Here is a 25,655-nt window from a genome sequence, read left to right as displayed (position 1 = left end):
AAGCTGATTAAGATGCACATATATTTGAAACAAAAAGTGGCATCAATGTATTTGTAAGAGCATACAAATACAGAGGGAGTATGAGATGAATGGAGAAATTAGTTCAATCAGGCAACTCATTCAGTTTTGGGTGATCACCGCATTGTGCTCGGCAGGAGCGATGGCGCTCACTCTAGTATTTTTTAAAAACACAACGACAATTAATGAGGAAAACGTTATGAATAAATCAGAACTTGTCGCAAGCATTGCACAACAAGCTGATATTTCTAAGGCAGATGCTGGTCGAGCTCTGGATAGCTTAATGCAGACGACTCAGGATGCATTAGCAAAAGGGGATGATATTGTACTCGTTGGTTTTGGTACATTTACTGTATCTGAGCGTAATGCACGGAAAGGACGTAACCCTCAAACAGGTGAAGAAATCCAGATCCCTGCTAGCAAACTTCCTACTTTCAAAGCGGGTAAAGCATTGAAAGAAGCTGTGAATAAGTAAGCACTCTTTTCCAAGAGTTTGTCGCTGTTTGAAGTCTCGACAAACTCTTTCTCAACAAACCCTTTGTTTATTTCCAGATTAACCTATTCCAGATTCACCACAATATCACGAATTGCCTTGCAAAGCTGGCTCAACTCACTTTGTGTAATGACGTAAGGTGGCATGATGTAAATCAACTTACCAAATGGACGGATCCAAACTCCCGCTTCAACAAATCTCCGTTGAATCGCTTTGACATCGACTGTATGTCGCATTTCGACCACACCGATTGCACCCAGTACACGGATATCAGCAACTGTGCTCACTTCTCGTAGTGGCTGTAATTCAGATTTCAAGCAGCTTTCTATAAAACACACCTGTTCCTGCCAACTGGAGTCAATCAGCAAAGATAAACTGGCATTCGCTACGGCACACGCCAGCGGATTTCCCATAAACGTTGGTCCATGCATGAGCACACCAGCCTGCCCCTGACTGATCACTTCAGCCACCTCATTGGTACATAAAGTCGCAGCAAGAGAGAGGTATCCCCCTGTCATTGCCTTGCCTAAGCAAAGGATATCTGGCTCAATACGGGCATGCTCACAAGCAAATAATTTACCCGTTCGGCCAAAGCCAGTTGCGATTTCATCACAAATCAATAGCACTTGGTACTGTTCACATAATTGCTTCACACCACGTAAAAATTCCGGGTGGTAAATCCGCATTCCCCCAGCACCTTGAACTATCGGCTCCAAAATCACAGCTGCGATTTGGTTTTTATTTTCTTGAATTTTTGCTGCAAAGTCATCGAGATCACTTTGATCAAACGCTTCTTCAAATCGGCTTTGAGGTGCCTTTGCAAATAGATGCTGTGGCAGCACCCCTGCGTATAGGCTATGCATACTATTTTGTGGATCACAGACGGACATTGCACCAAATGTATCACCGTGATAACCATGTTCTATCGTGAGGAATTTATTTCGGTGGGGTTCATTGCGACTCATCCAGTATTGCAGCGCCATTTTTAATGCAACTTCAACTGAAACTGAGCCGGAGTCAGCAAGAAATACCTTCGTGAGTTGGCTTGGCGTCATTGCGACCAGTTTTTTTGCCAGAGAAACCGCAGGCTCATGGGTCAACCCACCGAACATCACATGGGACATTTGATCAACTTGGTTGTGTAAAGCCGTATTTAAGACTGGATGGTTGTATCCATGGATCACTGACCACCAGGATGACATTCCATCAATCAACTTCTCGCCTGTCTCTAAATGAATATAAACACCATCAGCATGTGATACCGGGTAGCAGGGCAGTGGTTCAATCATGGAAGTATATGGGTGCCATAGATGTTGCTGATCAAAATCCAGGTCGATTTTTGGCTGCATTGTAAACCTTTAAAACTGGTAAGCGTTGACAATAAAAATATGCGTCGTAGACTAACCAAAATTGAGAAAGACAACAAGAAAGAAAAGGTTATTTCATGTCATCAATGTCAGAAGTGCGTCACAACTGGTCTTACGAAGAAGTGAAGGCACTATTCGAACAACCCTTCAATGATCTGATTTTTCAGGCTCAATCGGTTCATAGACAACATTTTGATCCGAATCAAGTCCAAGTCAGTACCTTGTTGTCCATCAAAACCGGCGCTTGCCCGGAAGACTGCAAATACTGCCCACAAAGTGGAAAATATAAGACAGATGTTGAACGAGAGCGCCTACTTGAAGTTGAAAAAGTCGTTCATCAAGCAAAAGTCGCCAAAGAAAAAGGGGCAACTCGATTCTGTATGGGTGCCGCTTGGAGTAACCCAAAAGACCGAGACATGCCTTATGTCTTGGATATGGTTCAACAAGTCAAAGGGATGGGGCTAGAAACCTGCATGACTTTAGGAATGTTAACCAAGGACCAAGCTGAATCTTTAAAAGGCGCAGGGCTCGACTACTACAATCATAACCTGGATACCTCACCAGAGTACTACGGTCAGATCATCACAACCCGGACTTATCAGGACCGCTTAGACACCTTGCAACACGTTCGTGATGCAGGCATGAAAGTCTGCTGTGGTGGAATCATTGGCATGGGAGAGACCGAGCGTGATCGCATCGGCTTGCTTATTCAACTTGCGAATCTCCCAGCCCATCCGGAGAGTGTTCCAATTAACATGTTGGTGAAAGTCGCTGGCACCCCTTTAGAAAGCGTAGAAGATCTAGAACCTTTTACTTTTATTCGTATGATTGCAATTGCACGGATCATGCTACCAAAAAGCTATGTTCGTCTCTCTGCGGGCAGGACCAGTATGAATGAGCAAATGCAGTCTCTTTGCTTCTTTGCTGGTGCGAATTCTATTTTTTACGGTGAAAAACTATTGACCACGGATAATCCAGAAGCTGACGCCGATCAGCAGCTTTTTGAAAAACTGGGGATCCAGCCTGAGTCTCGTCAGGAACACTCGGATGAAAGTCAAACATCAGCCTTGATGGATGCAATTGTTCATCAGGAAATGGTAAAGCCGGGCGAAGATGATCTGTTTTATGATGCTGCTCAAGGGTAAGGACGTTGAAACAGCACCTCAATCGCCAGCAAAAACAAGCCGTTGAGCAAAGGCGTGGTACCCATCAATTCAGACAACGTCAGGTAATCAAACGTGACTCTGATTCTCCTCAGTACCTCTGGGTTGATGGGAAAAAATACCTTAATTTCTCTTCAAACGATTATCTCGGTTTTAGCTGCCACCCAGCGATTATTCAATCCTGGCAAAATGCTGCGATGTCTGAGGGCCTTGGCAGTGGTGGTTCACCCCTCATTACGGGATATCATGCTGCCCATGCGTCGTTAGAAGAAACGCTATGCGATTTTTTAAATGTCCAAGATGTCTTGTTGTTCAATTGTGGCTTTTCTGCAAACCAAGCTTTTATTAAAACGATGGTCTCAGCAGAAACAACACTGATCCAAGACAAGCTCAACCATGCTTCCATGATTGATGCCGGCATGGCACTGCCAGGACAAATGAAACGATTTCGTCACAATGACCTGGCTCATTTAAAGCAGCGGTTGTTACAATCTGGGTCAAACAAGCTGATCGCTACAGAAGGTGTATTCAGCATGGATGGGGACGTTGCACCAATCTCCGAAATTTTCGATTTGGCAGATGAGCATCAGGCGTGTGTGTACATCGATGATGCTCATGGCTTTGGTGTTCTCGGCCTTCAAGGTTGTGGAAGTATTTCTGCCGCAGGTAAACAAACTCATGAAGCAACCGGATATATGGCAACATTTGGTAAAGCGCTCGGAACATCCGGGGCATGTTTGGCGCTCCCCTCTGATGTGAAGGAATATTTTATTCAATTTTGCAGACCTTATATATACAGTACAGCCATGTCGATTCCTCAGGCTGCTGCGACACAAACTGCCATTGAAGTCTTGCAAAAAGAGTCCGAGCATCAACAAAAGCTCAGTGAAAATATCCAAACGTTTAGAAAACTCGCGAAACAGGCCGGTTTATCACTGATGAATGCAAGTTCAGCGATTCAGCCTGTGATTTTTCAAACGGATGAACAAGCAAAAACTGCGAGCCAAGTACTTAAACGAGCGGGTCTTTGGTGCCATGCCGTTTTACCACCAACGGTCCCTGCTGGAAGCGCGCGTTTACGCGTGACGATCACGGCTTCCCATCAAGAAGCAGACATTCAACAACTCATCTCCTTTTTATCCGAGGCTGTACATGACACTTTCTGCATTGGATAAGCAAATCATTTCCAATAGTTTTTCTGGCGCCGCCCACAGTTATGATAGTGCCGCGACTCTCCAGCGGTATGCCTGTGAAAAGTTACTCAACTTTCAGCCGACCAGCCCACAGGGTGTTTGGTTGGATATCGGTTGTGGCACTGGGACTAGCGCACAACAGTTGTATCAATCTAGCGCAAAGTGCATTGGTATTGATATGTCCTTTGAAATGCTCAAGCAGGCAAAATCAAACTCTAAGTCAGTATTACAGGGCGATGCAATGCACCTCCCCATTCAAAGCCAATCGATAGACGGTATTTTTTCCAGCCTCATGCTTCAATGGTGTCAGCCCTCAGCAACTGTTTTTAAAGAATTTGTCCGGGTGTTAAAACCTGGGGGAGACATGTACATCGCAACACTTCTGCCAGGAACACTTCGAGAACTGGCATCTGCATGGAAAACGGTTGATCCAGACTGGCAGGCTTTATTGTATGAACCAGCACCAAACCTGATCCAGGCATTAGAAGCATATGGATTTAAATACGACACTCAAACTGAACAAAAAACCCTGTATTTTGATTCAGTAAAGCAGCTTGCACGTGAGTTAAAACTACTCGGCGCAAATGTGATCCCTGGCCGGAAATCATCAGGTTTAATGGGAAAATCAAAGTGGTTGCAAATGGAGCAGGCCTATACACAGTTCTATTGTTCCGAGGGTTACCCAGCCAGCTATCAGCTCCTTTTTATTCGTGCGAGAAAAAAATAAGATGTCCTTTGGAGTATTTATTTCAGGTACAGATACAGATTGTGGAAAAACCAGGATCACATGCGGTTTACTGGAAAAACTTCAATCACAAGGAAAAACAGCAGTTGGATTGAAACCTATCTCCGCCGGATGTCAACAGACTAATCAAGGGCTAAGAAATACAGATGCATTAGCACTGATGGACGCATCATCCACCCCCCTTCCCTATGAAACAGTCAACCCATTGGCATTCGAGCCGCCGATTGCACCACATATCGCGGCAGAAGAACAGCAAGTGAAACTCAGTATTAGCTTGCTCAATCAATCAATTCAAGACTGGTCAAAAATTCCAGCTCAGTTTCAACTGATTGAAGGCGCTGGCGGCTGGCTGTTACCCCTCAATCAAGAAGAAACGCTCGCTGATTGGGTGGTAGCGCACCAGCTCCCGATTATACTCGTTGTTGGTATGAAGCTCGGATGCTTAAACCATGCGCTGCTGACTGTGTCGCATATCAAACAACAAGGCGGCATACTAATCGGATGGATTGCAAATCATATTGATCCACATATGCAGTACGCTGAGGAAAATTATCAGTTTTTAAAAAGTAGAATTGATGCCCCATGTTTGGGTCGGGTTCCTTATTTGAATCAAGATCAATCTGCAGCTGACTATATTCAATTTCCCGTTTGATCTGCTTTCGTCGCTTTTTTTGGAAAAGCGACGGATCACACTGCGTCCCCTATACCTTCCCTATAAAATCTTCCATAAAAAATCGAATTACATAACATTCTTTGATTTGAGTCCTTTCACCTTCAACACTTGGCAGACAAGCTTATATTGAGGCATAGGTAATGAAAAATAAATCAGTTTTGGCACAACATGTTCATTATTTTTTCCGAGCTGATTATTGAGTGCAAGCGCCGCGATCTCCCCAGCAATGTCCGCGTGTTCCTGCTCTGGTTCATAATTAAAGGCATCAAGCAACGTATCGAGATACTCGCGGATCGGTGAAGGTAGATACACATAAGTTTGTGCAATATCGAGCGGCTTGTTGGCAAGGTTTAATATCATAAAATGGAATTTCACCTGATCACATTGGAAAACAGTATTTTAACGAGCTTATACATAATAAAAAAGTTTATTCGCAGAAAGCTTGTTCTTCCGCCGAGATTTAATACAGAATGCTCACCTTCTAGTCATCCCGACGTACTCAAACATGGTTCGTTCTTTGATCTGTGATAAAACTTAGGGAAATTTCTATCGGTTAATGCCCCTGTCTTCGATAGAGTAAATGATTGATATATTGACACACTACGTACAATACAACACACGTTGCGATGATCAGCTCAAAGGTGGCCAAAGAACGGATTTGTTGGACATATTCATCACTTAGCCCTTGTGTTTTAACCCAATTTGCAAGTTTGAATAACGCTGTTGCGCCGATGACCATGGGGAAAGTAAATGCAGCATACGCTGGACTGAAAGGTAATCTCAGTAATTTGAAAAAAGCAACGTAGATACAAGCCGTCATCAACACTGCAATACCAAACAAGAGCGCAACGATAACAGGTGAAGGGGTCGCCGTGACGGTGAGGTAGCCAGCTAACGATAAACTTGCAGGTGCCGCCATAATCGCCATGGTCGGCTTTGCAACATCGGGGATTTCTTCATTAAACATCAAACGGTAAATCATGATTGGCAGCATGATAGCATAGGCAATGATACCAAAAATTAAAGTCCCATGTGCGATTGGTTCAAGAACTGGATTCCCCGCAAACGACACATCCGCAACGATTATCCCTACAGGAGGAACAAACCAACTGGGCACCATCTGATGCAGCGAAAAGTCTCTAACTCGGTGGTAAAAAAAACTGAGCAGGAAAACAATGTGAAGTATCACGGCAAGGAGCCACAACATATCCCCCGCCATCGCTAAAAATTGTCTGAGCGAATGAGAAACAACCATGAGCCCCATCGCAAACGTAGGAACCACACTTCCGACAACAGGGTGGGCTAAATCTTGCCTGAGCATGTGATGGTGAAACAGAAACTTCATCGCAAGAATGATGAGAAGAACACTCGCAATGCTTGCTGTCAGCCACTGCCCATACCCCTGCAAAGCAGCCGCATTTTCCCAACACCATCCCAAGCTCGCAATCCCAAGCGCCAAACCGGCCATCGGCGTTGGTACTCTTAACACTGTTGCTTTCGTTTTTTCAATCATGACCACCTCAAATACGACCACCACAAATACGACATTTGAGCAATATAAACGCTGTTTTCCTCTCACAACGTTTATAAATATGCATATAATTTGCGCCCCGAATGTCAACCCAAAGTTTTAGACACGATAATATTGAGAAACATTTTAGAGTTTGGGGTTGTGTTTTTGTTTAAGAAATTATTGTTTATCCCAACCATTCTATTGCACTCTGGTTTTGTTTTTCTCAAAGTCGATCAGATAAAAGCCTTTCGCAAAGGACAAATCATTGGCAATTCCACTTATCGTGTATCACCAGTCAGCTGCCTATCAACTTTGTCATGTGATACTCGACGTAGAATAGAGCCGTGCACCTAGACCTGATGTACGAAATGTTCTTGCAAAAGTGCCTTGTCTTAATGCCGATAAATCAGCATAAAGAGTGAATTTCTCTTTCGCCCGCGTGATGCCGGTGTAGATAAGTTCCTGTGTGATCACAGGTGAAAAATACTTCACTGGCGGAAGTAACATCACAGTATGCTCAAACTCACTTCCTTGGCTTTTATGAACGGTCATCGCATAAACCGTTTCATGAGCAGGCAATCGATTTGGTAAAATCGCTCTGATATCATCTTTCGACGTGATAAAAAATGCTTTCAAAATCCCTTCATCATCCTGATCTGGCAAAATGATGCCAATATCTCCATTAAACAGCCCTAATTGATAATCGTTTTGTGTGATCATCACAGGACGACCAGCATAAAAGACCTTGTCTAATGAAATGAAGCGTTGTTGTGCCAGACGTTTTTCGATTGCTCGATTTACGCCTTCAACACCGAAGTCTCCTTGTCGAGTCGCACAAAGTAGCTGATATCTTTGAAATTGCTGTAATACCACTCTCGGGGATAAATGACACAGTTGCCTCAGATATTTTGCATGACATTCCACGGCTTGTTCGATCATTTTTTGGTAGGTTTGTGTATTGAGTGGCTCACAACAAATATCGTCAAAATGATGCTCACCCTGATACAACTGCTGAATCGTCGACCAATCATGATGGTTCACCGCTCGCGCCAGTTGCCCTATTCCACTGTTCGCATCAAATCGGTGACTTTTTTGGAGCAAACAAAGGCCATTACTCACGTTGGCATTTGGTGCAAAGTGAGGCTCAAACGAGTTTGGAAAAATACTTGAAAGCTCATGGATAATTTCAGAAGAAAGTTGTAAACATGACTTTCCATTGACAACACGAATTCCAGCACAAATTTCCCCAAGTACACTCCCCGCTTCTACTGAAGCAAGCTGATCTTTATCACCCAGTAGGATCACCTTCGCATTTGCAGGCAAAGCAGTGAGTAATTTAGCCATTAAGGGCAAATCTATCATGGATGCTTCATCGATGATCAATACATCCAAATGTAGCGGATTACCTTCATGAAAATAAAATTGTCCCGTATTTCCTCTCACACGAAGTAACCGATGGATTGTGGATGCTTCATCAGGCATTTTACTTAGAATGATTGGATCACAGTCTAATCGAGATTTCGCTTGCCGGATTGATTCTGTCAACCGAGCGGCGGCTTTACCTGTTGGTGCAACAATGCGGATATTCAGGTGTGGTGCCTGTTCCAGCATTAAGGCAAGGATCTTGGCCACTGTTGTTGTCTTCCCAGTCCCAGGTCCCCCTGTGATCACTGAAAAATCACACATCATCGATAGCATCGCAGCAACTTTTTGCCAATCAATATCAGGTGTTGCTGGAAAAAGTGTTTCTAAACGTGACTTCATCTGGCTGGATAAAGGATGAATGCGCTGACTGCGCTTTTGTATCTGTGCAATCACTTTTGTTTCATATTGCCAATAACGTTCCAAGTACAACCGTTCTTTGAAAAACATAAGAGGTTGTCTGCTACCTGGATTGAAGTCGCTCTCTTCACTCTCATCCTGTCGAAAGCTCACCGTTGATGCACCTTGAAACACTTCAAGCCATCCTTCTTTGGTTTGAGGTAACGCACGCAATGAAAGATGATTTCGTGATAAATTCACCAGTTCATCCAACAGGATACAGGTATGTTGCTGTCCAAGCGCCTGGCTGACCCATGCAGCAGCAACACTCACAGGAATGCGATACTGTGACGAGTCGACCTGCGCAATAAAAAGACCTAAATGATGATCGATGGCGCGGATCAGATTTTCTTGATGGAGCCAGTCAAGCAGGTGCATATTTCTCCAGTACTTCGATGTATCGAAACGAAGAATTATACGCATCTATTGCACACTAAATCCAAAAAAATTCTTTTGAATAGATGAATATTAATAATCGAAGTATTGCGAATCATACCATGGTTTTATATTGCCCCTATAATGGGTCAACCTTCCTTCAGACTTATATCGCAACAGTAATTATCTTTGATATTTTTTTATTAAAAAATCTTATGAATGAGTAAGTTAAGTGAAAAGAAAGTATCGATTTGTGATTTTTTTATGGTATATCTATCAATTAGCTGTTCCTGTTTAAGAGAAAACAGGTCAGTGAAAGGAGGTGTTTATCTTTCACCGATTGAAATGAATTCATGAAAGCTAAACGTACCCTAGGGAACTCCCAAACCACAGTTAGGAAGAATAAAAATGAAAAAAACAATCATCAGTAGTTTAGTGGCGATTTTTGCCTCTTCTGCGCTGCAGGCAGCCGCTTTGAAACCAATCATTGTTGCAGATAAAATCGACGTGCAACCAGAAATAAGAGAAAACCTTTCGATCAACAAGCCACTTGTATTTTCGAAAGAAAAAGCATCATTTATTAAAGTTCACTTTAAAAATTTGGTCGTCCCACAAGGTATGGTTGTGGAAGTGTCCAACCCAGAAGGAACAGAAAAATATCATTATGGACCTGGGCTGAACACACCAAAAACCTATGATGCGAAAGCAGGTGATAACGGCGTAACAAGCTTCTCAAGTATGTCCATTACAGGGGATACTGCGATTGTACGCTTAATTGGTCAAAGCCGCCCTGGCGCAGAAGTCATGCCACGCATCGATGTCGACTATTACATGCAAGGTAAAAGTGACCAAGAGATTGATCGTTTGATCCGTGAAAATGGCATGGATGACGTCGGCCCAGAGTCGATTTGCGGCCAAGACAACAAAAAAGCAGTCGCATGTTACGCAGAGAGTGAACCTGAAGCATTCAAACGCACACAACCTGTTGTTCGCCTGCTATTTGGCAATGGCTTATGTACAGGTTGGCGTGTTGGTGGGGGGAACCACTTCTTTACCAACAACCACTGTATTTCTACACAAAACTCAACTGCAAATACAGAAGTCATGTACAACTACCAAAAAGATAGTTGTGATGGACAGCAAGCAACGCCTGTTAAAGTATCAGGTAAAGAGCTACTCGATACAAATGCAGGATTGGACTATACCCTCTTCTCCGTCAACAATCTGGAGCAAGTTGAGCAGTTTGGTTATCTTGGTCTTGATCCAAGAGCGCCTGTTGAAGGCGAAGAAATTTACATTGCCCAACATCCAGGTGGCCGCTTAAAAGAGCTGGGTATTGAAAACGACCAAAGCAACGACGGCAAATGTAAAATCGATGCAGCCAACATCAGGACCAATGACGCAGGTTACTATTGTGACACAGAGGGTGGTTCATCTGGCTCACCAGTATTCGCAAAAGATACCCATGGTGTTATCGCGCTTCACCACTATGGTGGTTGCCATAACTCTGGGGTTCGTATGGAGCTAATTTGGCCAAAAGTTGCCAGTTTCTTCAACAACCAGATCCCAGATGATAGCTTTGGCGGCACAGATAATCAAAAGCCAGTCGCTAAATTTGCATATCAGTGTAGTGAGCTTTCTTGTTCCTTCGATGCAAGTGCTTCTTCGGATGCTGACGGCACAATCGCAGCTTACAGCTGGGACTTCGGTGATGGCTCAACTGCTGAAGGCAAAATGGTCACGCATGATTTTGCTGCGGATGGCGATTATGAAGTCACATTAACGGTTAAAGACGATAAAGATGCGACGGGGACGAAAAAGAAAACTGTCCATGTTGGTCGCCGCCAAGATAATGAGCTTGAAAATGGTGTTCCAGTTACTGGCTTGAAAGGCAAACGCCGTGAAGCAACTTACTACACCATGTATGTGCCAGAAGGTGTTGATAAAGTGAAATTCACAATGCATGAAGGCACGGGCGATGCTGACCTGTATGTGAAGTTTGATGAGAAACCAACACGGAGCCGCTACAACTGCCGCTCATGGAATTCAAGTAACACAGAAAACTGTGTGATTGAAAATCCAAAAGCGGGAACTTACCATATCATGGTTTATGGCTGGAGAAGCTATAACGGCATGACTTTGATGGGCGAATACAGAAACCCTTCTGAATAAGAAAAGAACCTCAACCAAACGAAAGCCCCGGTTCGCTGGGGTTTTTTTTATGACGATTTCATGGTTCAGAAAAGCGACACACACATCGGAGATTGTGCAATCGGATCTTGGAAAATCTCTGCATCCAAATCAAATACAGACTTGAGTAACGATCGATTCATCACTGCTTCTGGCATACCTTGCGTGATCACTTTCCCGTCTTTCATCACGATAAGGTGGTCGCAATAACGACATGCCTGGTTCAAATCATGCAGAACTGTAACAACCGTTTTCCCTTGATTGTTCATTGCTCGGATCAGCTGCATTAAAGCCACTTGATGGGATAAATCTAAATAGGTTGTTGGTTCATCCAGCATGACGATTGGGGTGTCTTGTGCCAAGATCATCGCTATCCAGACGCGTTGCCTTTGTCCTCCAGAAAGCGCATCAACAAAGTGATCAGCGATAGCTTCCACACCAGCGTTTTTGATTGCATTTGTGACATGCTCATGGTCAACCTCAGATAACCGACCTAAAAAAGACAAGTATGGTGTGCGACCTAGCGTAACAAGTTTTCTCACTGTCATGCCTTCTGGTGCGTGGAGGACCTGTGGTAGTAATGATATTTTTTTTGCCAGTTGTTTCTCTGAATAATGCTGAAAAGACTTCCCATCCAATTCAATACTACCATGTTTTGGCTGAATGACTCGTGAGAGCGTTTTTAACAATGTTGACTTCCCACACCCATTTGGCCCAATGAAGGCAGTAACCTTATTTGATGGTATGTCAATTGATAGATCATTTAGAATTGTCCGGTCACCATAACCGACCGTTAGATTTTTCGCACTCAACATCATGCTCAAACTTTTCCACGCTGTAAAAGAAAAATAAAGTAAGGAGCACCGATGAGGGACGTCATGATGCCAGCGGGGATTTCCAGCGGTGGCTGAATTCCCCGAGCCAATAGATCTGCCATTAAAACCAATAACCCACCAATGAGCGCAGATGCTAGGACAATGACTCGAAAGTTCGACCGAAACATCAGCCGAGCAACATGCGGCGCGAGAAGTCCCACAAAACTCATTGTGCCACAGACGGAAATACTCAGACTCGATAAAATCACAACGATACCCAACGTAAACAGACGGAATTGTTGTGGCTTGATTCCGAGTGATACTGCGGCTTCATCACCCAGAGATATCGCTTCCATTTTCCAAGTAATCATCAGTGCAATCAATAGAAACACAAGAAGACTTCCCCATAAATAAGGAATGTGTTCCCAGCCCCTTCCCCATAAACTGCCAGTGAGCCAAATCATCGCCGCATTGATCTCGCCCGGATGAGTCATCACCAAAAAATCAATACAGCTTGCTAAAAATGCACTCAGCGCTACCCCAATCAACGCGAATTGTACCGTTTGTGCCGAAAATAGCTGAGCAAGAATAATGATCGCTCCGGCACCAACAAAGCCGCCAAAAATCGCCGCTATCATCAAAAATTCGTTCGATGATTCTGGATAAAATAGAACGACACTTGTTGCTGCGAGCCCAGCACCCGCACTCACGCCCATTAAATCAGGAGAAGCCAGAGGATTCCGAAACACCCCCTGAGTCAGCGCCCCCGCAACACCTAAGCCAGCCCCGACACCAATCGCTAACAATGCTCTTGGTATGCGGTATTCCCATATGACAGATGTGCTCCCTTCATTCGTAAAGACAAAAAATGCGATTTCATCTATCGAAATATTGGCGGCCCCGATGAAGCACCCCATACAGATACCCAACAATAACAACCCACTCAACATTGATAACTTAAGCAGAGGCATCATTTCGCCTTTTTAAAACAATTAAAAGAAAGCATGGCGTTCCTATCAGGGCGGTAATTAGCCCTACGGGCGTTTCGGTTGGATAGCTGACTCCCCTGGATATAGCATCTGCACATGTCAATAAACCAGCGCCAAGAATTGCACTCATTGGAAGTAAAAGAAGCAGCGAATGCCCAACGAGCTTTCTTGCAATATGCGGGATCAATAGCCCAACAAAACCAATAGGGCCAGCGACGGCAACACTGACAGCACTGAGGAGCAAAATACTCAAGCAAGCCAAGATCCGAAGCTGGATTAAATTCGTCCCAAGGGCTTGTGCCATTTTCTCCCCGAGCATGAGTAAATTTAGCTTTCTTACAATACTCAAAGCGAGAACCGATCCCGCCAAACTACAAGGCCATAGCATGGCCCAGTCATGCCAAGTTGTATTGGAGAGTGTTCCCGCTAGCCATTGCAACATGGAATAGGCTTGCTCATCGGATAAAATCACAGCGAATCGTGTCACCCCCATCAGAAACATCCCCATTGCAATACCTGCCAGTATTAAACGAAGCGGTGATGTATTGGGTTGAAAAATGCCTCCCAAAATCATGACTGCAACCCCAACAATTGCAGCCCCAACAAGTGCAGCGACGAGTACAGATATTTCACCAAAGATAGGGATCGAGAGGCTCGCTAAAGTGATCGCACAGGCAGCGCCTGCATTCACACCAAGAACCGACGGTGATGCAAGTGGATTTCGTGTCAATGCCTGCATCAAAACACCAGCGATTGCGAGATTGCTGCCAATGAGCAAACTGCATAATGTTCTTGGTGCTCTTAAATAGCGTAACACCTGTTGTGTCATGTCATGCGGATTGACTTCTTGCCAAAGGCGTAACAAATCATGGAGCTGAAAATGAAAGCTCGACCAGCCAGTCAGGGAAGCTAAAATTCCATATATACACAATCCAAAAGCCATGCAAAACATCAAGCTTATTTTCCCTTTTTGTCCCCATATTTCGATACTTTCCGTTCTTTGGCTCATGAAGATTTGCTGCTTATTTCCCACAACGAGACTCCAAAATTCGCCTCACATTCACAGCAATCTGCTCCGCAGCAATCATTCCTCGACTCAGTGACCATAACGATGCGTCAACATGAAGTAGTTGATGATATTTATTTGCTTTAAGAAACCGAGATAATTCACTTTTCTGCCATTGCACGAACATATTTCGTGGGTGATATTCACCAACCAACAGCCAATCAGGGTTGTAATAAAGCATGGATTCGAAATTGACTTGAAGATAAGCTGGCTGCGTGATCTTAGGAATTGGGCTTTTGAGTCCTAACTGATGAAGTACACCACCAGCATAGGACCCTGGTCCATGGAGCCAAACCCCATGCTCCGTCGCCACCGCAAATTGAAATGTTTCATGATTGTCACATTGAAGATCAATTGCTGCCATAAATCGTCTATGCTTGGCAATCCGGGTTTTCATTGCTTCTTCTTTTTGAATCGCTTTGCCAATGATGAGTGCAGATTGAAGATTTTCTTCGTATGACTCTCCTTTACTCTTCACAAATATTGTTTTTGCAATCTCAGACAGCCTTACTTCTACTGACCGGTGCCGCCCCGAATCAGCAATAATTAAATCGGGTTGTAACTGCGCGATCACTTCCAAGCTCGGTTGAGAGCGTAACCCAACTGACGTCCACGGCTGAATTCGCTCGCGAACAGCATCAATCATTTTTTCAGGTTTCTGATCATCTGCAATTCCAACTGGAGAAACCCCAACAGACGCCAATGCATCCACAAAGGAAAACTCAAGGGCAACAATCCGCATTGCCCTCTCTTCTGTGGCGGCAACCTGTGTAGACAGTGTCAAAATAAAAGCCGAAATGAATCCTAAAAGTAGGCGTTTCAACTCTCTTTTCCCACTGTGCTCGTCAAATCCCATGTAAAACAACCCGACACAATATTCTGATCGATAGCAGTAATTAAAAATCAATGGCATAACTGAGTGAGAATGTTCGACCACGGCCTGAGAAATAATAATGGTTATGTTGACGAACCTGACTGAAGTAGTTGATATACTGACGGTTCAACACATTTTGGATCCCAAAACTCAGTCTGCCATGCTGATTGAGGCTGAGATGTGCATTGATATCAAGAAGGCCATACCCATCGAAAGACTGAGCTTTTCCAGCATTGGAGGATGACTTGGATTTATCAAAGAGGTAGTTGTACTGAACTTGCCCTTGAAGCGCATCACTCAGCTGATGCTCAAAAGCAGCATATAAGCGATCAGGAGACATATTTCTCAAATCAATGTCAGCGTCTGTTTGACCATTCTGATTTGTATCCACTTCTCCATTCATATGGCTGAATAATGCATGAAATGATGTGCCTTCCACCCATGTGTACCTGAAGTTTGCTTCAACCCCTCGGATATCGGTGCGTTGACGTGTCACATCATAAGTGCCGCCTTCATTGAGTTGTAAATTGGCACCATCTTTCGCAATGGAAAGATAAGTACTCGCAGAGAACTGCCATTTATCCGTTAAATAATGGACACCAACTTCATAGTTGTCGGTAACCACTGGTGCAACGGCTGGCATCGAATGAAAGTCAATGGGGATATCTTTTATCGCCTCTGGGTTTTTATGACCAACCCACTTACCTCGAAGTGTACGGCCGATATCTGGCAAACCGAAGCCTTGGTTATAGGCTGCAAATGTACTCAAACGATCCGTCCATTCATAAATCAAACCTAAGTTATACACAGCCTGCAGAAATCGTTGTTTACCACCAATCACTGAGACCTGGTGTTGTCCAGCATTTCCGTAAGAATACAAAGTTTGACTATCCTGAACATCCACGAGAATACTTTCAAATCGAAGTCCTGCTGAGAATTGCAGATCATCAAAAAGCCTGAAGTCTCCTTGTATAAATGGCGCTATGCTTTGGTATGACATCCAAGGGGTGACATTCATCCCTGTTTGCAGGAGTGTCTGGGCAGTTTTATCTTTCAGTCCATCCAACCCAATGACCCACTCAGCATCAATGCTCATGAGTTCTTGGGCGTGATAGCTCATTTGAAAACCATGTTTTTGTGACTCGATTTGTCCCTGATCTGTTTTTTTATCCGCCATTGGCCACCAGCTAGCTTGCCCATAAATCGCATGAAACGCCTGCTGGAATAATTTAAGCTGGATTTCTCCACCAGCGAAATCCTCATGGCGATACCCAATGCTGTACGCTGTGACTTGGTTTTCGATTGCTTCACCATCTGGGTTGCCTACTCGAACACTCCCTGGTACTCCTGTTTTATAATTCCCAGGCACGCCCACATAATTTTCTTTACTTTTTAACTGATAGCGTGATGCAGAAAAATCAACAAATTGCGTATCAGTCATGTGGTAGCCCGCTTTTAAGAAAAAATCTTGAGAGGTCGAGTCCTGAATCTCTCCTTGAATCGAATTCATCCCGACAGCACGCCCTTCTCCATCGTAAAATAAGCCCTGATCTTGCCAAGCTGTAGAGAAGAGTACTTGATATTTTTCATCATATTGGCTGACTTTATAAAATAGCTTGGAACCATGACCATCATGCTTAAAGCTAGAACTCAAACGTGTTCCAATGGTTTGCTTCCAATGGTCACCTGGCTGTGCAGACTGCGTCACATAGTTAATGATCCCGCCTGTCGCCCCCATCCCATACAGTGCACTTGCACCTGCAATCACTTCAACACGTTCAATGCGCGTCCCGTCAAGTGGATAGCCATATCGATTTCCGTTTCGAAGCGGGTTATTTTGTGGCACACCGTCAACCAGAATTAGCGCTGTACGACCTCTTAGGTTTTCACCTTGATTCGATAACTTCTGACGACTTGGTGTCATGCCTGGTACAAGCTTCCCTAACAAATCGGAGACATCATCTGATATCGAGAACTGCTGTGCTAACTCTTCTTGTTGAATCACAGAAATTGCGCCAGGACTTTTATGTGGTTCTTTGGCATATCGCGTTGCAGTGACTTCAATTCTCTCGATTGACTCATTGGCTGATTGCGGCAATTCACTTGCATAGGCAGATTGAACGGAAAGAGCGAGAAGGCTTAGGTGAAATACGACGGGACGGAACAACATAACAACAACCCAAAATGTTAGCGAATCTAATTAATTTTTCGTATAGCCTACATGAAATACAAACTATTATCATTTATTTTTCTTAATAGATTAAGTTAAATGTAAATGCCTCTTATGACATTTTTGAGATAGCACTTAATAATCAGAGATTTAAAATGCTGACACTTTTTTACAAACAAGGTTTTAAAATTTCCATATAATACATCTGCTCAATTTTTAAACAGTTATGGTAGATGTATTCCTCATGAACATTCAACAATATTTGCAAAGCGAAGTCTCCAAAATTCAAAACCAACCAACGCTCCAAGAAAAATTCGAAAGCATTCAGAAAGTAGTGGATAGCATGAATCAACGATTTGAGCCTGTTCCTATAGAGAATATTCAAGACAAAGAGAAGCTGTTTGTCTCTTATGACAATAGCTATTATTACGCCTGGACAATGACTGTTGAACAATTAGCTTTTCAAACAACAGATCGAGAAGCGATGAATGAATATCTAGAAAAGCTAAGTCAAGAAAAAGATGTTTCCATCACCTTTAGTGATAAAGTATCTGGTGGATCCTATCACTATGATTTCAACCATACACCAATGACTTATTTAAGAAATGCGCTAATTGGCCTTGGGATAAGTCTTAGTGCTCTGTTACTCATACCACATTTAATTTCTTTTCTGATTGCTGGCGTGTTTTTACTTTTTGGCCTGAAAAACGCTATGAATTTGCTCAATTCAAAAGATATCTATTCTGATGACACAACAGTTCAAGAAGGTACGGACAAAAATACTTTCGCTGATGACACAACTCATCTCTGTTTATCTCAATATATTTCTCGAGGCAGCGATGGCAACGGTGAGAGTTACTATTACTCTGTTTATACTCTTCCCGGTAAGCGTGTTATCTATAACACTTCTTCTCGCAAAACAGTGAATCAATTGATACAAAACCTTTGTAAAACACACCAATTACAGATGGAGTATTCACGCAGTGTTTCTGTTCGATCGCTTGATTATAATTTGAATTCCCCGCCTATCTATTACATCAAAAATTTTATTCCTATTTGTTTTGTTGCAAGTATTTTCCTCATTGCAAATTATCCCTTCAATATTGAAGAAGACCGATACCTGCTGATTGCATGTTTCGGTATTCCAACAATTCCTCTCATTTTCTTTTTAAGAAGCTTGTATGTGCTATGCACGTTGAAAAAATAAGTCGCTATGTAGAGGAACTAGGGCCTCATCATGACTTTAAGATGATGTGTGGCCCTTTTACAAAAAGGACACACATTGAACTCATTTAAACATTTGACATTCAATCACTGAGTAAACTGAGCACAAGCACTTCCAAAGTAATTCATCAGACATAAAGTTAGACCACATATAAAAATACATCATCATATAAATCAAACAAACACAATAAAATCGCATTAAATTTCATTTTATTGCTTTAAAAACTAAAATTTGTTAGGGTTTTACACCATAAATTTAATTCGTTCTCTAAATATTTTTGCTAAAAAAAGCGAAACCAACATTCCTTGAACTCAAAAATGTATTGTGAACTAAAGTAAGTAGGTCTGCTTTTTATGGAAAATACAATTAAGAAATACAGTATTGAAACGACCGATTATCAGGTTGGTCAGGACAATATTCAAAAATGGGGATTTGATATCCACAACCCAGTATTTGGCGTCAGTGCGACATTGATACTTGTTTTTCTTTGTGCGCTTCTTTTGACTGATCCTACAGTGGCAAAAGAGTCCCTCAACAGCCTCAAAAGCAGCATCATGATGAACTTTGATAGCTTCTTTATGTGGGCAACAAACTTCTTTGTCCTATTCACGTTTGTGCTGATACTCTCGCCACTCGGCAAGGTTCGGATCGGTGGGAAAGATGCGAAACCAGAACATTCAACCTTATCTTGGCTATCGATGTTATTTGCGGCAGGAATGGGGATTGGATTATTATTCTGGAGTGTTGCAGAACCTACTGCCTATTTAACAAACTGGTATGGCACACCATTCAATGTGGAAGCGCATACCTCAGACGCAAAATCGTTAGCAATGGGCGCCACGATGTTCCACTGGGGGATCCATGGTTGGGCAATCTATGCCATAGTTGCCCTATCCCTTGCCTATTTTGCATTTAATAAAGGACTTCCGCTTTCTATTCGTTCCGTTTTCTATCCTATTTTTGGTGATCGCGCATGGGGTTGGCTTGGACATATCATTGATATCCTCGCTGTTCTTGCCACTTTATTTGGGTTGGCAACCTCACTAGGATTAGGCGCACAACAAGCAGCGAGTGGACTAAATCATGTCTTTGGTATTGATAGTGGTATTTCCACACAACTGATCGTGATTGCCTTTGTCACACTGATTGCTAGCTTCTCAGTCGCACGCGGGATCCATGGTGGTGTGAAAGTACTCAGTAACATGAATATGGTATTTGCTGCCCTACTTATCCTTTTCGTCATTGCTGTCAGTCTGGACATTGCATTCAGTTCAATCCCAGAAACACTTTTTGCGTATTTAGGAAACCTCATTCCGCTGAGTGTGCCACATGGTCGAGAAGACACCACTTGGATGCATGGCTGGACCGTCTTTTATTGGGCATGGTGGATCTCGTGGTCACCATTCGTCGGTATGTTTATTGCGCGCGTATCAAAGGGTAGAACTGTGCGCGAATTCCTCCTGTGCGTCGTTGCAGTCCCAACACTGATGACGCTCATCTGGATGTCTGTATTTGGTGGAATTGCACTAGATCAGGTCGTCAATCAAGTGGGCGAACTTGGCACTAAGGGGATCACTGACGTATCACTCACCCTATTCCATGTATATGACCAATTACCCATGAGCACATTGATTTCTGTGATCTCAATTGCATTGGTTCTTATCTTCTTTATCACATCTTCTGACTCCGGGTCTCTGGTTATCGACAGCATCACATCCGGCGGAAAAATGGATGTCCCTGTGCCACAACGGATATTCTGGGCAACAGTCGAAGGCGCCATTGCAGCAGTGATGCTATGGGTTGGGGGTAAAGAAGCCCTTCAGGCATTACAATCTGGTGTTGTCGCGACAGGTCTGCCATTCACTGTCGTCCTGCTGTTGATGTGTTTCAGCCTTATCAAGGGGTTGAGAACTGAACAAGCTTTGTATGAATAAAAAGTCATCCTGCCGATGCATTTCGTTTCGGCAGGATGTGTACATTTACTTCCCCAAAGCAGGGTGCTAAAGTCCCCGCCTAATCGAGTTGAGCTTTACGCCTATGGAAAGAGAATGGAACAAAAGAATACAAATCAAAACGAATCAAAAATATCGCCAACGAAATACGCCAATATCGTTTATGGTTTACAAGCGACATCATTCCTCATCCCCTTCACATTTCTCATCGCTGTAATCATCAATTACGTCAAGCAAAACGATGTGAGAAATACATTCGTTGAGTCGCATTTTCGCTGGCAAATCAGAACTTTTGGGGGTTCTCTGGTATGGTGTCTGTTCGGCTATGCCACTTTAATCATTGGTATTTTCTTTTGGGTTGGTAATCAAAAACCCAGCTCTGACTTCATGAATCACTTTAAATATCCATGAATTGAATAATGGCCTTGAGTCACCAAAGGAGCAATTCATTTTGGCTCGGTTTTACCACAGTTTTACCACCGGGTTTTCTGGTATTTGAAATGATGATTATAAGTGATTGAATTTGAAGTGTAAAACTGGTGCGTCCGAGTAGACTCGAACTACCGACCTCTGCCATGTCAAGGCAGCGCTCTAACCAACTGAGCTACGGACGCATCCTGAAGAATCTCTGAAGTACTATGCTTCAGATGCGGCGTATGTTAGCGATCCATCCTGTGGATTGCAATGTTTAAAATTAAAAAAGTTGTGATTTAAGAGTCGTTTGCTTGGAAAAGAACCAAAACGGTTTAATATTCATCATTTATTGCAGATCCTTTTCGTCCATTTCCTTTTCTTGTTACAATCACGCCTTTCTAACTCAGTATCAGGTAGCCAACATGCGTGTTCCACGAATATTTCATCCTGAATCAATTACGCTTCACACACCTTTCCAGCTCAGTGACGATGCTGCTGGACATGTTGGGCGTGTTCTTCGAATGACTGAAGGCCAGGAATTAACTCTCTTTTGTGGAGATGGGTTGGAATATCGTTGCACCATCCAGAATGCAGATAAGAAGAAAGTACTTGTTCAAGCGAATGAGTCCATCGAAAAAAATATTGAATCTCCCCTCTCGATCCATTTGGGCCAAGTGATCTCCCGCGGTGATCGCATGGATTTCACTTTGCAAAAATCTGTAGAGCTTGGGGTCACTACAATTACCCCGCTCTTTAGCGAACGATGTGGTGTAAAGCTCACTGGCGATCGTTTAGAGAAAAAGCACCAGCAGTGGCAAAAAATGGTCATTAGTGCTTGTGAACAATGCGGCAGAACGACCATCCCTGAGGTCAGATCTCCACAACAACTGAATGATTGGCTAGCTGAAGACACAAAAGAACTGAAATTAAACTTGCATCCGAGAGCAAGCGACTCCATTAAGACAATACCAACGCCAGAACATGGTGTCAGGCTCGTGATTGGTCCTGAGGGTGGTTTGTCATCGGATGAAATTTCTCAAGCGGCGGCTCATCAATTTCAGGATATTCTTATCGGGCCTCGTGTGTTACGAACAGAAACTGCTGCAATGACAGTGATCACCGCCCTGCAAGTCCAGTTTGGCGATCTCGGTTAATCTAAGGAGTTAAAGATGACGATTAAACTCGGTGTTGTCATGGATCCCATTCAAGACATCAACCTTAAAAAAGATTCTACATTTGCCATGCTCCTTGAAGCACAGCGCCGTGAATATGAAATTTATTATATGGAAATGGCTGATTTGTTTGTCGAGCAAGGCATTGCCAAGGCAACAGCCAAAAAGATCAGTTATCTCAAAGAAGACCCTGCGGACTGGTTTGGCTTAGAAGAAACACAAACGATTGAGCTTGGTGATTTACACACGATTTTTATGCGTAAAGATCCACCGTTTGATACCGAGTTTATTTACGCGACTTATATTCTTGAGCGGGCAGAAGCGGCTGGTAGCTTGATCGTAAATAAGCCTCAAAGTTTGCGAGATGCCAACGAAAAACTTTACACCGCTTGGTTTGCTGAATTCACTCCCAAAACGCTCGTCACGCGCAGCACATCACAGATTAAACGATTCTACGAAGAAAACCAGGATATCATTCTCAAGCCATTAGATGGTATGGGCGGTGCCTCAATTTTTCGAGTCAAACCGAATGATCCAAATCTCAACGTGATTATTGAAACTTTAACTGAACATGGACAACGTTATGCCATGGCACAGGAGTTCCTCCCAGATATCACCGAAGGAGATAAGCGCGTATTAGTCGTTGATGGTGAGCCAATTCCCTATACTTTGGCCCGCATTCCAGCCAAAGGGGAAACACGCGGCAATCTCGCCGCAGGGGGTTCTGGAGTAGCAATGCCGATCACTGAACAAGAACTAGCCGTGGCAAAGGCCGTTGGTCCTACATTAAAAGAAAAAGGATTAATTTTTGTGGGCTTGGATATGATCGGTGGCAAACTGACAGAAATTAATGTCACAAGCCCCACGTGTATTCGTGAAATTGAAGCCGCTTATGAAAATGCCCAGATTACCCACAAACTATTTGATGCGGTTGAATCAAAAATTTAGCATTTATTTGTAGCGCTTGTGAGTTGTGTGCTGGATCATTTGCATGAAACCAAGTGATCCAAATATTTACCTCTCTCATTCATGAAAGATCAACAACCCCTAATTTATACCGTAAATTTATCCACTAACGACTGCAAACTAGCAGATATTTCCGCTAACCCCACAGCTGCGCAGTCAATTCTCTCTGATGCATCACTTAATGCTCTAGAAGAATCTTTCACATGAGAAATATTTGAATTAATATTATCGCAGCTTACTTTTTGCTCCTCAGTGGCTGAGGCAACCGTCGAATTTATCGAGGCAAGCTCTTCAATACTATGGCTCAATTGATCAAGTGCCTCACTCACACCATTGACAAGTTCAATACCCGTATTGGCGGAACCACTGGCCTTCTCCATTGAGTTGACTGCCGAATTTGTCACACCAGTCAATCGAACGATTTTTTCTTGTATCTCTACGGTACTTTCTTGCGTCTTGGTCGCTAGCTGCCGAACCTCATCGGCAACAACGGCAAAACCGCGGCCATTTTCTCCGGCTCGTGCTGCTTCGATCGCTGCATTTAACGCAAGTAGATTGGTTTGGTCAGCGATATTGTTTATCACTTTCAATACATTATCAATATTGGAGACTTCCTCTTTCAATTGACCTAATGTCTCTGACGACTGCTTCACCTCTGTCACCAGTTGTGACATGTTATTTGCCGCTTCTTTCGCACGGTTCGCATTGTCATTTGCACTTACCTTACAATCTTGTGTGTAATCCGAGGCTGAAACTGTATTCTCAGCCACGGATTGCAGCGTTGAATTGAATTGACCGATTGACTCTGTGATATTTTCAGCCTGTATTCTTTGTTTATCAGCTGACTGACTTGATTCATCTGTGATGCCACTCAGCTCAACCGTGGACGTTTTGATCATTTCTGTGCTGAGTTTTACAGAGTCAATAATTTCCTTGATCTCTTCCATAAATTTATTAAAACCCGTTGATACTTCATCAAACTCTTGAATACCGGATAAAGAGACCCGATGGTTTAAATCCGCGTCACCTGAGTTCAACTCTGTAAATTGCTCAGACAAGCCCTGCAATGGTTTTAAGAGGTAATTCGTGATAAAAATTGCGAAAACAATACTGACCAATAACAATATCAACGTCACGATGGCACTTGAATACAATATTTTAGAAAATAGTGTTGCAGCTGGTTTAAACGCTTCTTCTTCATCGATTTCTGACATGATTGCCCAAGTCATTCCCCCCACCTTCACTGGCCCATACGCTGAAAGCACAGAAACACCGCGATAGTCATCAAAAATTGCAAAGTCGTTCTTTCCTGCGAGTGCATCTTGGACACCTTTTGTATCCACGGGTTGAAGAGAAATACTTGTGCCTTTTAATTCAATTTCATCCACTTCTTGCATGCCAACTTTCCGTAACAATTTCAGATATCCCTCTTTATCTTCAATGAGAAATCGACTTTCATTTCGAAGGGTATTATTATTCCCAACGAGATAGATTTCCCCTGATTCACCAAAACCCCTTTCGCGCCATTGATAGTCTTGTGTCATGATTTTATTGAGATCATCAATAGGCATCTGAAAAATTAAGACACCACTTACTTTTCCTTCATGAAATATCGGTGTCGACATAAAGCTTGCCGGGTTATTGTAAGATGGTAAGTATTTATCAAAATCCGTGAGATGTATTTTCCCTTTTTGAAGTGTCAAAGCAGCCTGAAATGCCCGCCCAATCCCAGTATTTGCATAAGGACCATGTTTTAGACTTGTCGCATAATCCAGCTCTTTGTACACACTATAAACAATATGTCCTTTATCAGGCTCGACGAGAAAGATGTCATAATAACCAAAAGTCTGTAAAAAAAGCCGGAATGTATCATGGTAAAGCGCATGAGTGATGCCGTATTCTGAAGGCGCTTCAAGTTGATACAATTTATCTTTATTCCCGAGAGGGTGTTGATTATTTGAAATAAAATCATACTGGAACATCAATGTTGTTTCGGATAGATTGTTCATCATCGTTGCAATATTTGGCTTATCCGCATTCATGGTACTGTACTGGCGGGTGAACTCTTCCTGATAGTATTTTTGTACACTGTTCCTTGCCTGTTCTAAATCAAGGAAACGTTCATCCTCGTAAAACTCAAATGCCCGATGAAAATCATTCATCGCTTGTTTCGTTGCGATATTATTTGCTAAAGAGATTATCTGCCCTTCTATTCGAGAGAAATACCCTTCAACTCTTGCTCTTACGAGTTCTTTTGACGCGATTAATTTATTCTTTGAGTCACTGAGTAATGACTCATCCATCGCTTTAGAGGATAAAATCGTATTGATTACCGAATTCGTAATGAGTGCGACTAATACCGATAAAGCAAGAGCGAGCGCAACACGAAGCTTTAGGGACATCTCTTTTCCTTGTTCTATTCAAATTTTTCATTCAAGAAAAAAAAGCATACTTCTGCTTT

At 43.0% G+C, this 25,655-nt stretch carries 21 protein-coding genes and 1 tRNA gene; 11 read left to right on the top strand and 11 right to left on the bottom strand.

The genetic code is table 11. The features are described 5' to 3' along the window. Positions 1-160 precede the first annotated feature (160 nt). Positions 161-493, top strand: coding sequence for an HU family DNA-binding protein (locus C505_RS0115995; protein WP_281167137.1), 333 nt, complete (start codon positions 161-163; stop codon positions 491-493). Between the two features lie 83 nt (positions 494-576). Here C505_RS0115995 and bioA read toward each other — a convergent pair whose 3' ends face one another. Further along, the gene (gene bioA, locus C505_RS0115990) at positions 577-1,860 is read right to left on the bottom strand and encodes an adenosylmethionine--8-amino-7-oxononanoate transaminase (RefSeq protein WP_018693643.1); all 1,284 of its coding nucleotides are present in this window, start codon (positions 1,858-1,860) and stop codon (positions 577-579) included. Positions 1,861-1,955: 95 nt separating this feature from the next. Between bioA and bioB the strand changes: the two genes are divergently transcribed. Genes bioB through bioD form a run of 4 tightly spaced genes read left to right on the top strand, consistent with a single transcriptional unit; the run spans position 1,956 to position 5,631 of the window. After that, positions 1,956-3,023, top strand: coding sequence for a biotin synthase BioB (gene bioB / locus C505_RS0115985; protein WP_018693642.1), 1,068 nt, complete (start codon positions 1,956-1,958; stop codon positions 3,021-3,023). Positions 3,024-3,028: 5 nt separating this feature from the next. After that, a complete protein-coding gene (locus C505_RS0115980; protein WP_018693641.1) occupies positions 3,029-4,216 on the top strand; it encodes an aminotransferase class I/II-fold pyridoxal phosphate-dependent enzyme in 1,188 nt (395 codons plus the stop codon). After that, the gene (gene bioC / locus C505_RS22675; protein ID WP_018693640.1) at positions 4,194-4,961 is read left to right on the top strand and encodes a malonyl-ACP O-methyltransferase BioC; all 768 of its coding nucleotides are present in this window, start codon (positions 4,194-4,196) and stop codon (positions 4,959-4,961) included. The genes C505_RS0115980 and bioC overlap by 23 nt, the downstream gene beginning before the upstream one ends. Before the next feature lies 1 nt (position 4,962). Further along, the gene (gene bioD / locus C505_RS0115970) at positions 4,963-5,631 is read left to right on the top strand and encodes a dethiobiotin synthase (RefSeq protein ID WP_018693639.1); all 669 of its coding nucleotides are present in this window, start codon (positions 4,963-4,965) and stop codon (positions 5,629-5,631) included. An 87-nt stretch (positions 5,632-5,718) separates the two neighbouring features. Here bioD and C505_RS0115965 read toward each other — a convergent pair whose 3' ends face one another. The 3 genes from C505_RS0115965 to recD all read right to left on the bottom strand — a co-directional run bounded on the left by C505_RS0115965 (position 5,719) and on the right by recD (position 9,409). Further along, the gene (locus C505_RS0115965; protein ID WP_018693638.1) at positions 5,719-6,012 is read right to left on the bottom strand and encodes a hypothetical protein; all 294 of its coding nucleotides are present in this window, start codon (positions 6,010-6,012) and stop codon (positions 5,719-5,721) included. Between the two features lie 193 nt (positions 6,013-6,205). Further along, positions 6,206-7,165 carry a TDT family transporter gene (locus C505_RS0115960; RefSeq protein WP_018693637.1) on the bottom strand — a complete coding sequence of 320 codons (960 nt, stop codon included), beginning with the start codon at positions 7,163-7,165 and terminating at the stop codon, positions 6,206-6,208. Between the two features lie 315 nt (positions 7,166-7,480). Then, positions 7,481-9,409, bottom strand: a complete 1,929-nt coding sequence (recD, locus tag C505_RS0115955; protein ID WP_083938370.1) for an exodeoxyribonuclease V subunit alpha — start codon at positions 9,407-9,409, stop codon at positions 7,481-7,483. A gap of 360 nt (positions 9,410-9,769) precedes the next feature. Here recD and C505_RS22670 point away from each other — a divergent pair, with 360 nt between their 5' ends. Continuing rightward, positions 9,770-11,533, top strand: coding sequence for a PKD domain-containing protein (locus C505_RS22670; protein WP_018693635.1), 1,764 nt, complete (start codon positions 9,770-9,772; stop codon positions 11,531-11,533). Between the two features lie 65 nt (positions 11,534-11,598). On the opposite strand, the gene fecE is transcribed toward C505_RS22670, so the two are convergent. From fecE to C505_RS0115925, 5 genes are all read right to left on the bottom strand, one after another. Then, positions 11,599-12,369, bottom strand: coding sequence for a Fe(3+) dicitrate ABC transporter ATP-binding protein FecE (fecE, locus tag C505_RS0115945; protein ID WP_018693634.1), 771 nt, complete (start codon positions 12,367-12,369; stop codon positions 11,599-11,601). Positions 12,370-12,371: 2 nt separating this feature from the next. Further along, positions 12,372-13,337 carry a FecCD family ABC transporter permease gene (locus C505_RS0115940; RefSeq protein ID WP_169337057.1) on the bottom strand — a complete coding sequence of 322 codons (966 nt, stop codon included), beginning with the start codon at positions 13,335-13,337 and terminating at the stop codon, positions 12,372-12,374. After that, complete coding sequence (locus tag C505_RS0115935; RefSeq protein WP_051090619.1) at positions 13,324-14,364, bottom strand: FecCD family ABC transporter permease; 1,041 nt, start codon at positions 14,362-14,364, stop codon at positions 13,324-13,326. Before C505_RS0115935 ends, C505_RS0115940 begins: the two co-directional genes overlap by 14 nt. Before the next feature lie 13 nt (positions 14,365-14,377). Continuing rightward, a complete protein-coding gene (locus C505_RS0115930) occupies positions 14,378-15,163 on the bottom strand; it encodes a Fe(3+) dicitrate ABC transporter substrate-binding protein (RefSeq protein WP_211215087.1) in 786 nt (261 codons plus the stop codon). 154 nt (positions 15,164-15,317) lie between these two features. Continuing rightward, the gene (locus tag C505_RS0115925; RefSeq protein WP_018693630.1) at positions 15,318-17,465 is read right to left on the bottom strand and encodes a TonB-dependent receptor; all 2,148 of its coding nucleotides are present in this window, start codon (positions 17,463-17,465) and stop codon (positions 15,318-15,320) included. A gap of 244 nt (positions 17,466-17,709) precedes the next feature. On the opposite strand from C505_RS0115925, the gene C505_RS0115920 reads away from it, so the two are divergent. From C505_RS0115920 to C505_RS24975, 3 genes are all read left to right on the top strand, one after another. Then, positions 17,710-18,672: a hypothetical protein gene (locus tag C505_RS0115920; RefSeq protein WP_157369114.1), complete on the top strand. Its 963-nt coding sequence runs from the start codon at positions 17,710-17,712 to the stop codon at positions 18,670-18,672. Positions 18,673-19,043: 371 nt separating this feature from the next. After that, positions 19,044-20,624 carry a BCCT family transporter gene (locus tag C505_RS0115915; RefSeq protein ID WP_018693628.1) on the top strand — a complete coding sequence of 527 codons (1,581 nt, stop codon included), beginning with the start codon at positions 19,044-19,046 and terminating at the stop codon, positions 20,622-20,624. 114 nt (positions 20,625-20,738) lie between these two features. Continuing rightward, on the top strand, positions 20,739-21,053 hold the full coding sequence (locus tag C505_RS24975) for a DUF4870 family protein (RefSeq protein WP_018693627.1): 315 nt from the start codon (positions 20,739-20,741) through the stop codon (positions 21,051-21,053). 126 nt (positions 21,054-21,179) lie between these two features. Here the strand turns inward: C505_RS24975 and C505_RS0115905 are convergent. After that, positions 21,180-21,256 (bottom strand) — tRNA-Val (locus C505_RS0115905). 222 nt (positions 21,257-21,478) lie between these two features. Here C505_RS0115905 and rsmE point away from each other — a divergent pair. Both rsmE and gshB read left to right on the top strand, forming a co-directional pair. Then, a complete protein-coding gene (gene rsmE / locus C505_RS0115900) occupies positions 21,479-22,210 on the top strand; it encodes a 16S rRNA (uracil(1498)-N(3))-methyltransferase (protein ID WP_018693626.1) in 732 nt (243 codons plus the stop codon). A 15-nt stretch (positions 22,211-22,225) separates the two neighbouring features. After that, the gene (gene gshB, locus C505_RS0115895; protein WP_018693625.1) at positions 22,226-23,176 is read left to right on the top strand and encodes a glutathione synthase; all 951 of its coding nucleotides are present in this window, start codon (positions 22,226-22,228) and stop codon (positions 23,174-23,176) included. Positions 23,177-23,280: 104 nt separating this feature from the next. Here the strand turns inward: gshB and C505_RS0115890 are convergent, their stop codons facing one another. Further along, positions 23,281-25,596 carry a methyl-accepting chemotaxis protein gene (locus tag C505_RS0115890; RefSeq protein WP_018693624.1) on the bottom strand — a complete coding sequence of 772 codons (2,316 nt, stop codon included), beginning with the start codon at positions 25,594-25,596 and terminating at the stop codon, positions 23,281-23,283. Positions 25,597-25,655 lie beyond the last annotated feature (59 nt).

Source organism: Algicola sagamiensis DSM 14643, from assembly GCF_000374485.1.
Taxonomy (GTDB): domain Bacteria; phylum Pseudomonadota; class Gammaproteobacteria; order Enterobacterales; family Alteromonadaceae; genus Algicola; species Algicola sagamiensis.
Note: the sequence above shows the minus strand (reverse complement) of the source record. Positions and strands in the feature narration are given on the sequence as shown.

Excerpts from the sequence above, each read along its gene's own strand:
- C505_RS0115995 (WP_281167137.1), top strand. The coding sequence starts at position 161 with ATGGCGCTCACTCTAGTATTTTTTAAAAACACAACGACAATTAATGAG.
- bioA (WP_018693643.1), bottom strand. The coding sequence starts at position 1,860 with ATGCAGCCAAAAATCGACCTGGATTTTGATCAGCAACATCTATGGCAC.
- bioB (WP_018693642.1), top strand. The coding sequence starts at position 1,956 with ATGTCATCAATGTCAGAAGTGCGTCACAACTGGTCTTACGAAGAAGTG.
- bioC (WP_018693640.1), top strand. The coding sequence starts at position 4,194 with ATGACACTTTCTGCATTGGATAAGCAAATCATTTCCAATAGTTTTTCT.
- bioD (WP_018693639.1), top strand. The coding sequence starts at position 4,963 with ATGTCCTTTGGAGTATTTATTTCAGGTACAGATACAGATTGTGGAAAA.
- C505_RS0115965 (WP_018693638.1), bottom strand. The coding sequence starts at position 6,012 with ATGATATTAAACCTTGCCAACAAGCCGCTCGATATTGCACAAACTTAT.
- C505_RS0115960 (WP_018693637.1), bottom strand. The coding sequence starts at position 7,165 with ATGATTGAAAAAACGAAAGCAACAGTGTTAAGAGTACCAACGCCGATG.
- recD (WP_083938370.1), bottom strand. The coding sequence starts at position 9,409 with ATGCGTATAATTCTTCGTTTCGATACATCGAAGTACTGGAGAAATATG.
- C505_RS22670 (WP_018693635.1), top strand. The coding sequence starts at position 9,770 with ATGAAAAAAACAATCATCAGTAGTTTAGTGGCGATTTTTGCCTCTTCT.
- fecE (WP_018693634.1), bottom strand. The coding sequence starts at position 12,369 with ATGATGTTGAGTGCGAAAAATCTAACGGTCGGTTATGGTGACCGGACA.
- C505_RS0115940 (WP_169337057.1), bottom strand. The coding sequence starts at position 13,337 with ATGCCTCTGCTTAAGTTATCAATGTTGAGTGGGTTGTTATTGTTGGGT.
- C505_RS0115935 (WP_051090619.1), bottom strand. The coding sequence starts at position 14,364 with ATGAGCCAAAGAACGGAAAGTATCGAAATATGGGGACAAAAAGGGAAA.
- C505_RS0115930 (WP_211215087.1), bottom strand. The coding sequence starts at position 15,163 with ATGCGGATTGTTGCCCTTGAGTTTTCCTTTGTGGATGCATTGGCGTCT.
- C505_RS0115925 (WP_018693630.1), bottom strand. The coding sequence starts at position 17,465 with ATGTTGTTCCGTCCCGTCGTATTTCACCTAAGCCTTCTCGCTCTTTCC.
- C505_RS0115920 (WP_157369114.1), top strand. The coding sequence starts at position 17,710 with ATGAACATTCAACAATATTTGCAAAGCGAAGTCTCCAAAATTCAAAAC.
- C505_RS0115915 (WP_018693628.1), top strand. The coding sequence starts at position 19,044 with ATGGAAAATACAATTAAGAAATACAGTATTGAAACGACCGATTATCAG.
- C505_RS24975 (WP_018693627.1), top strand. The coding sequence starts at position 20,739 with ATGGAACAAAAGAATACAAATCAAAACGAATCAAAAATATCGCCAACG.
- rsmE (WP_018693626.1), top strand. The coding sequence starts at position 21,479 with ATGCGTGTTCCACGAATATTTCATCCTGAATCAATTACGCTTCACACA.
- gshB (WP_018693625.1), top strand. The coding sequence starts at position 22,226 with ATGACGATTAAACTCGGTGTTGTCATGGATCCCATTCAAGACATCAAC.
- C505_RS0115890 (WP_018693624.1), bottom strand. The coding sequence starts at position 25,596 with ATGTCCCTAAAGCTTCGTGTTGCGCTCGCTCTTGCTTTATCGGTATTA.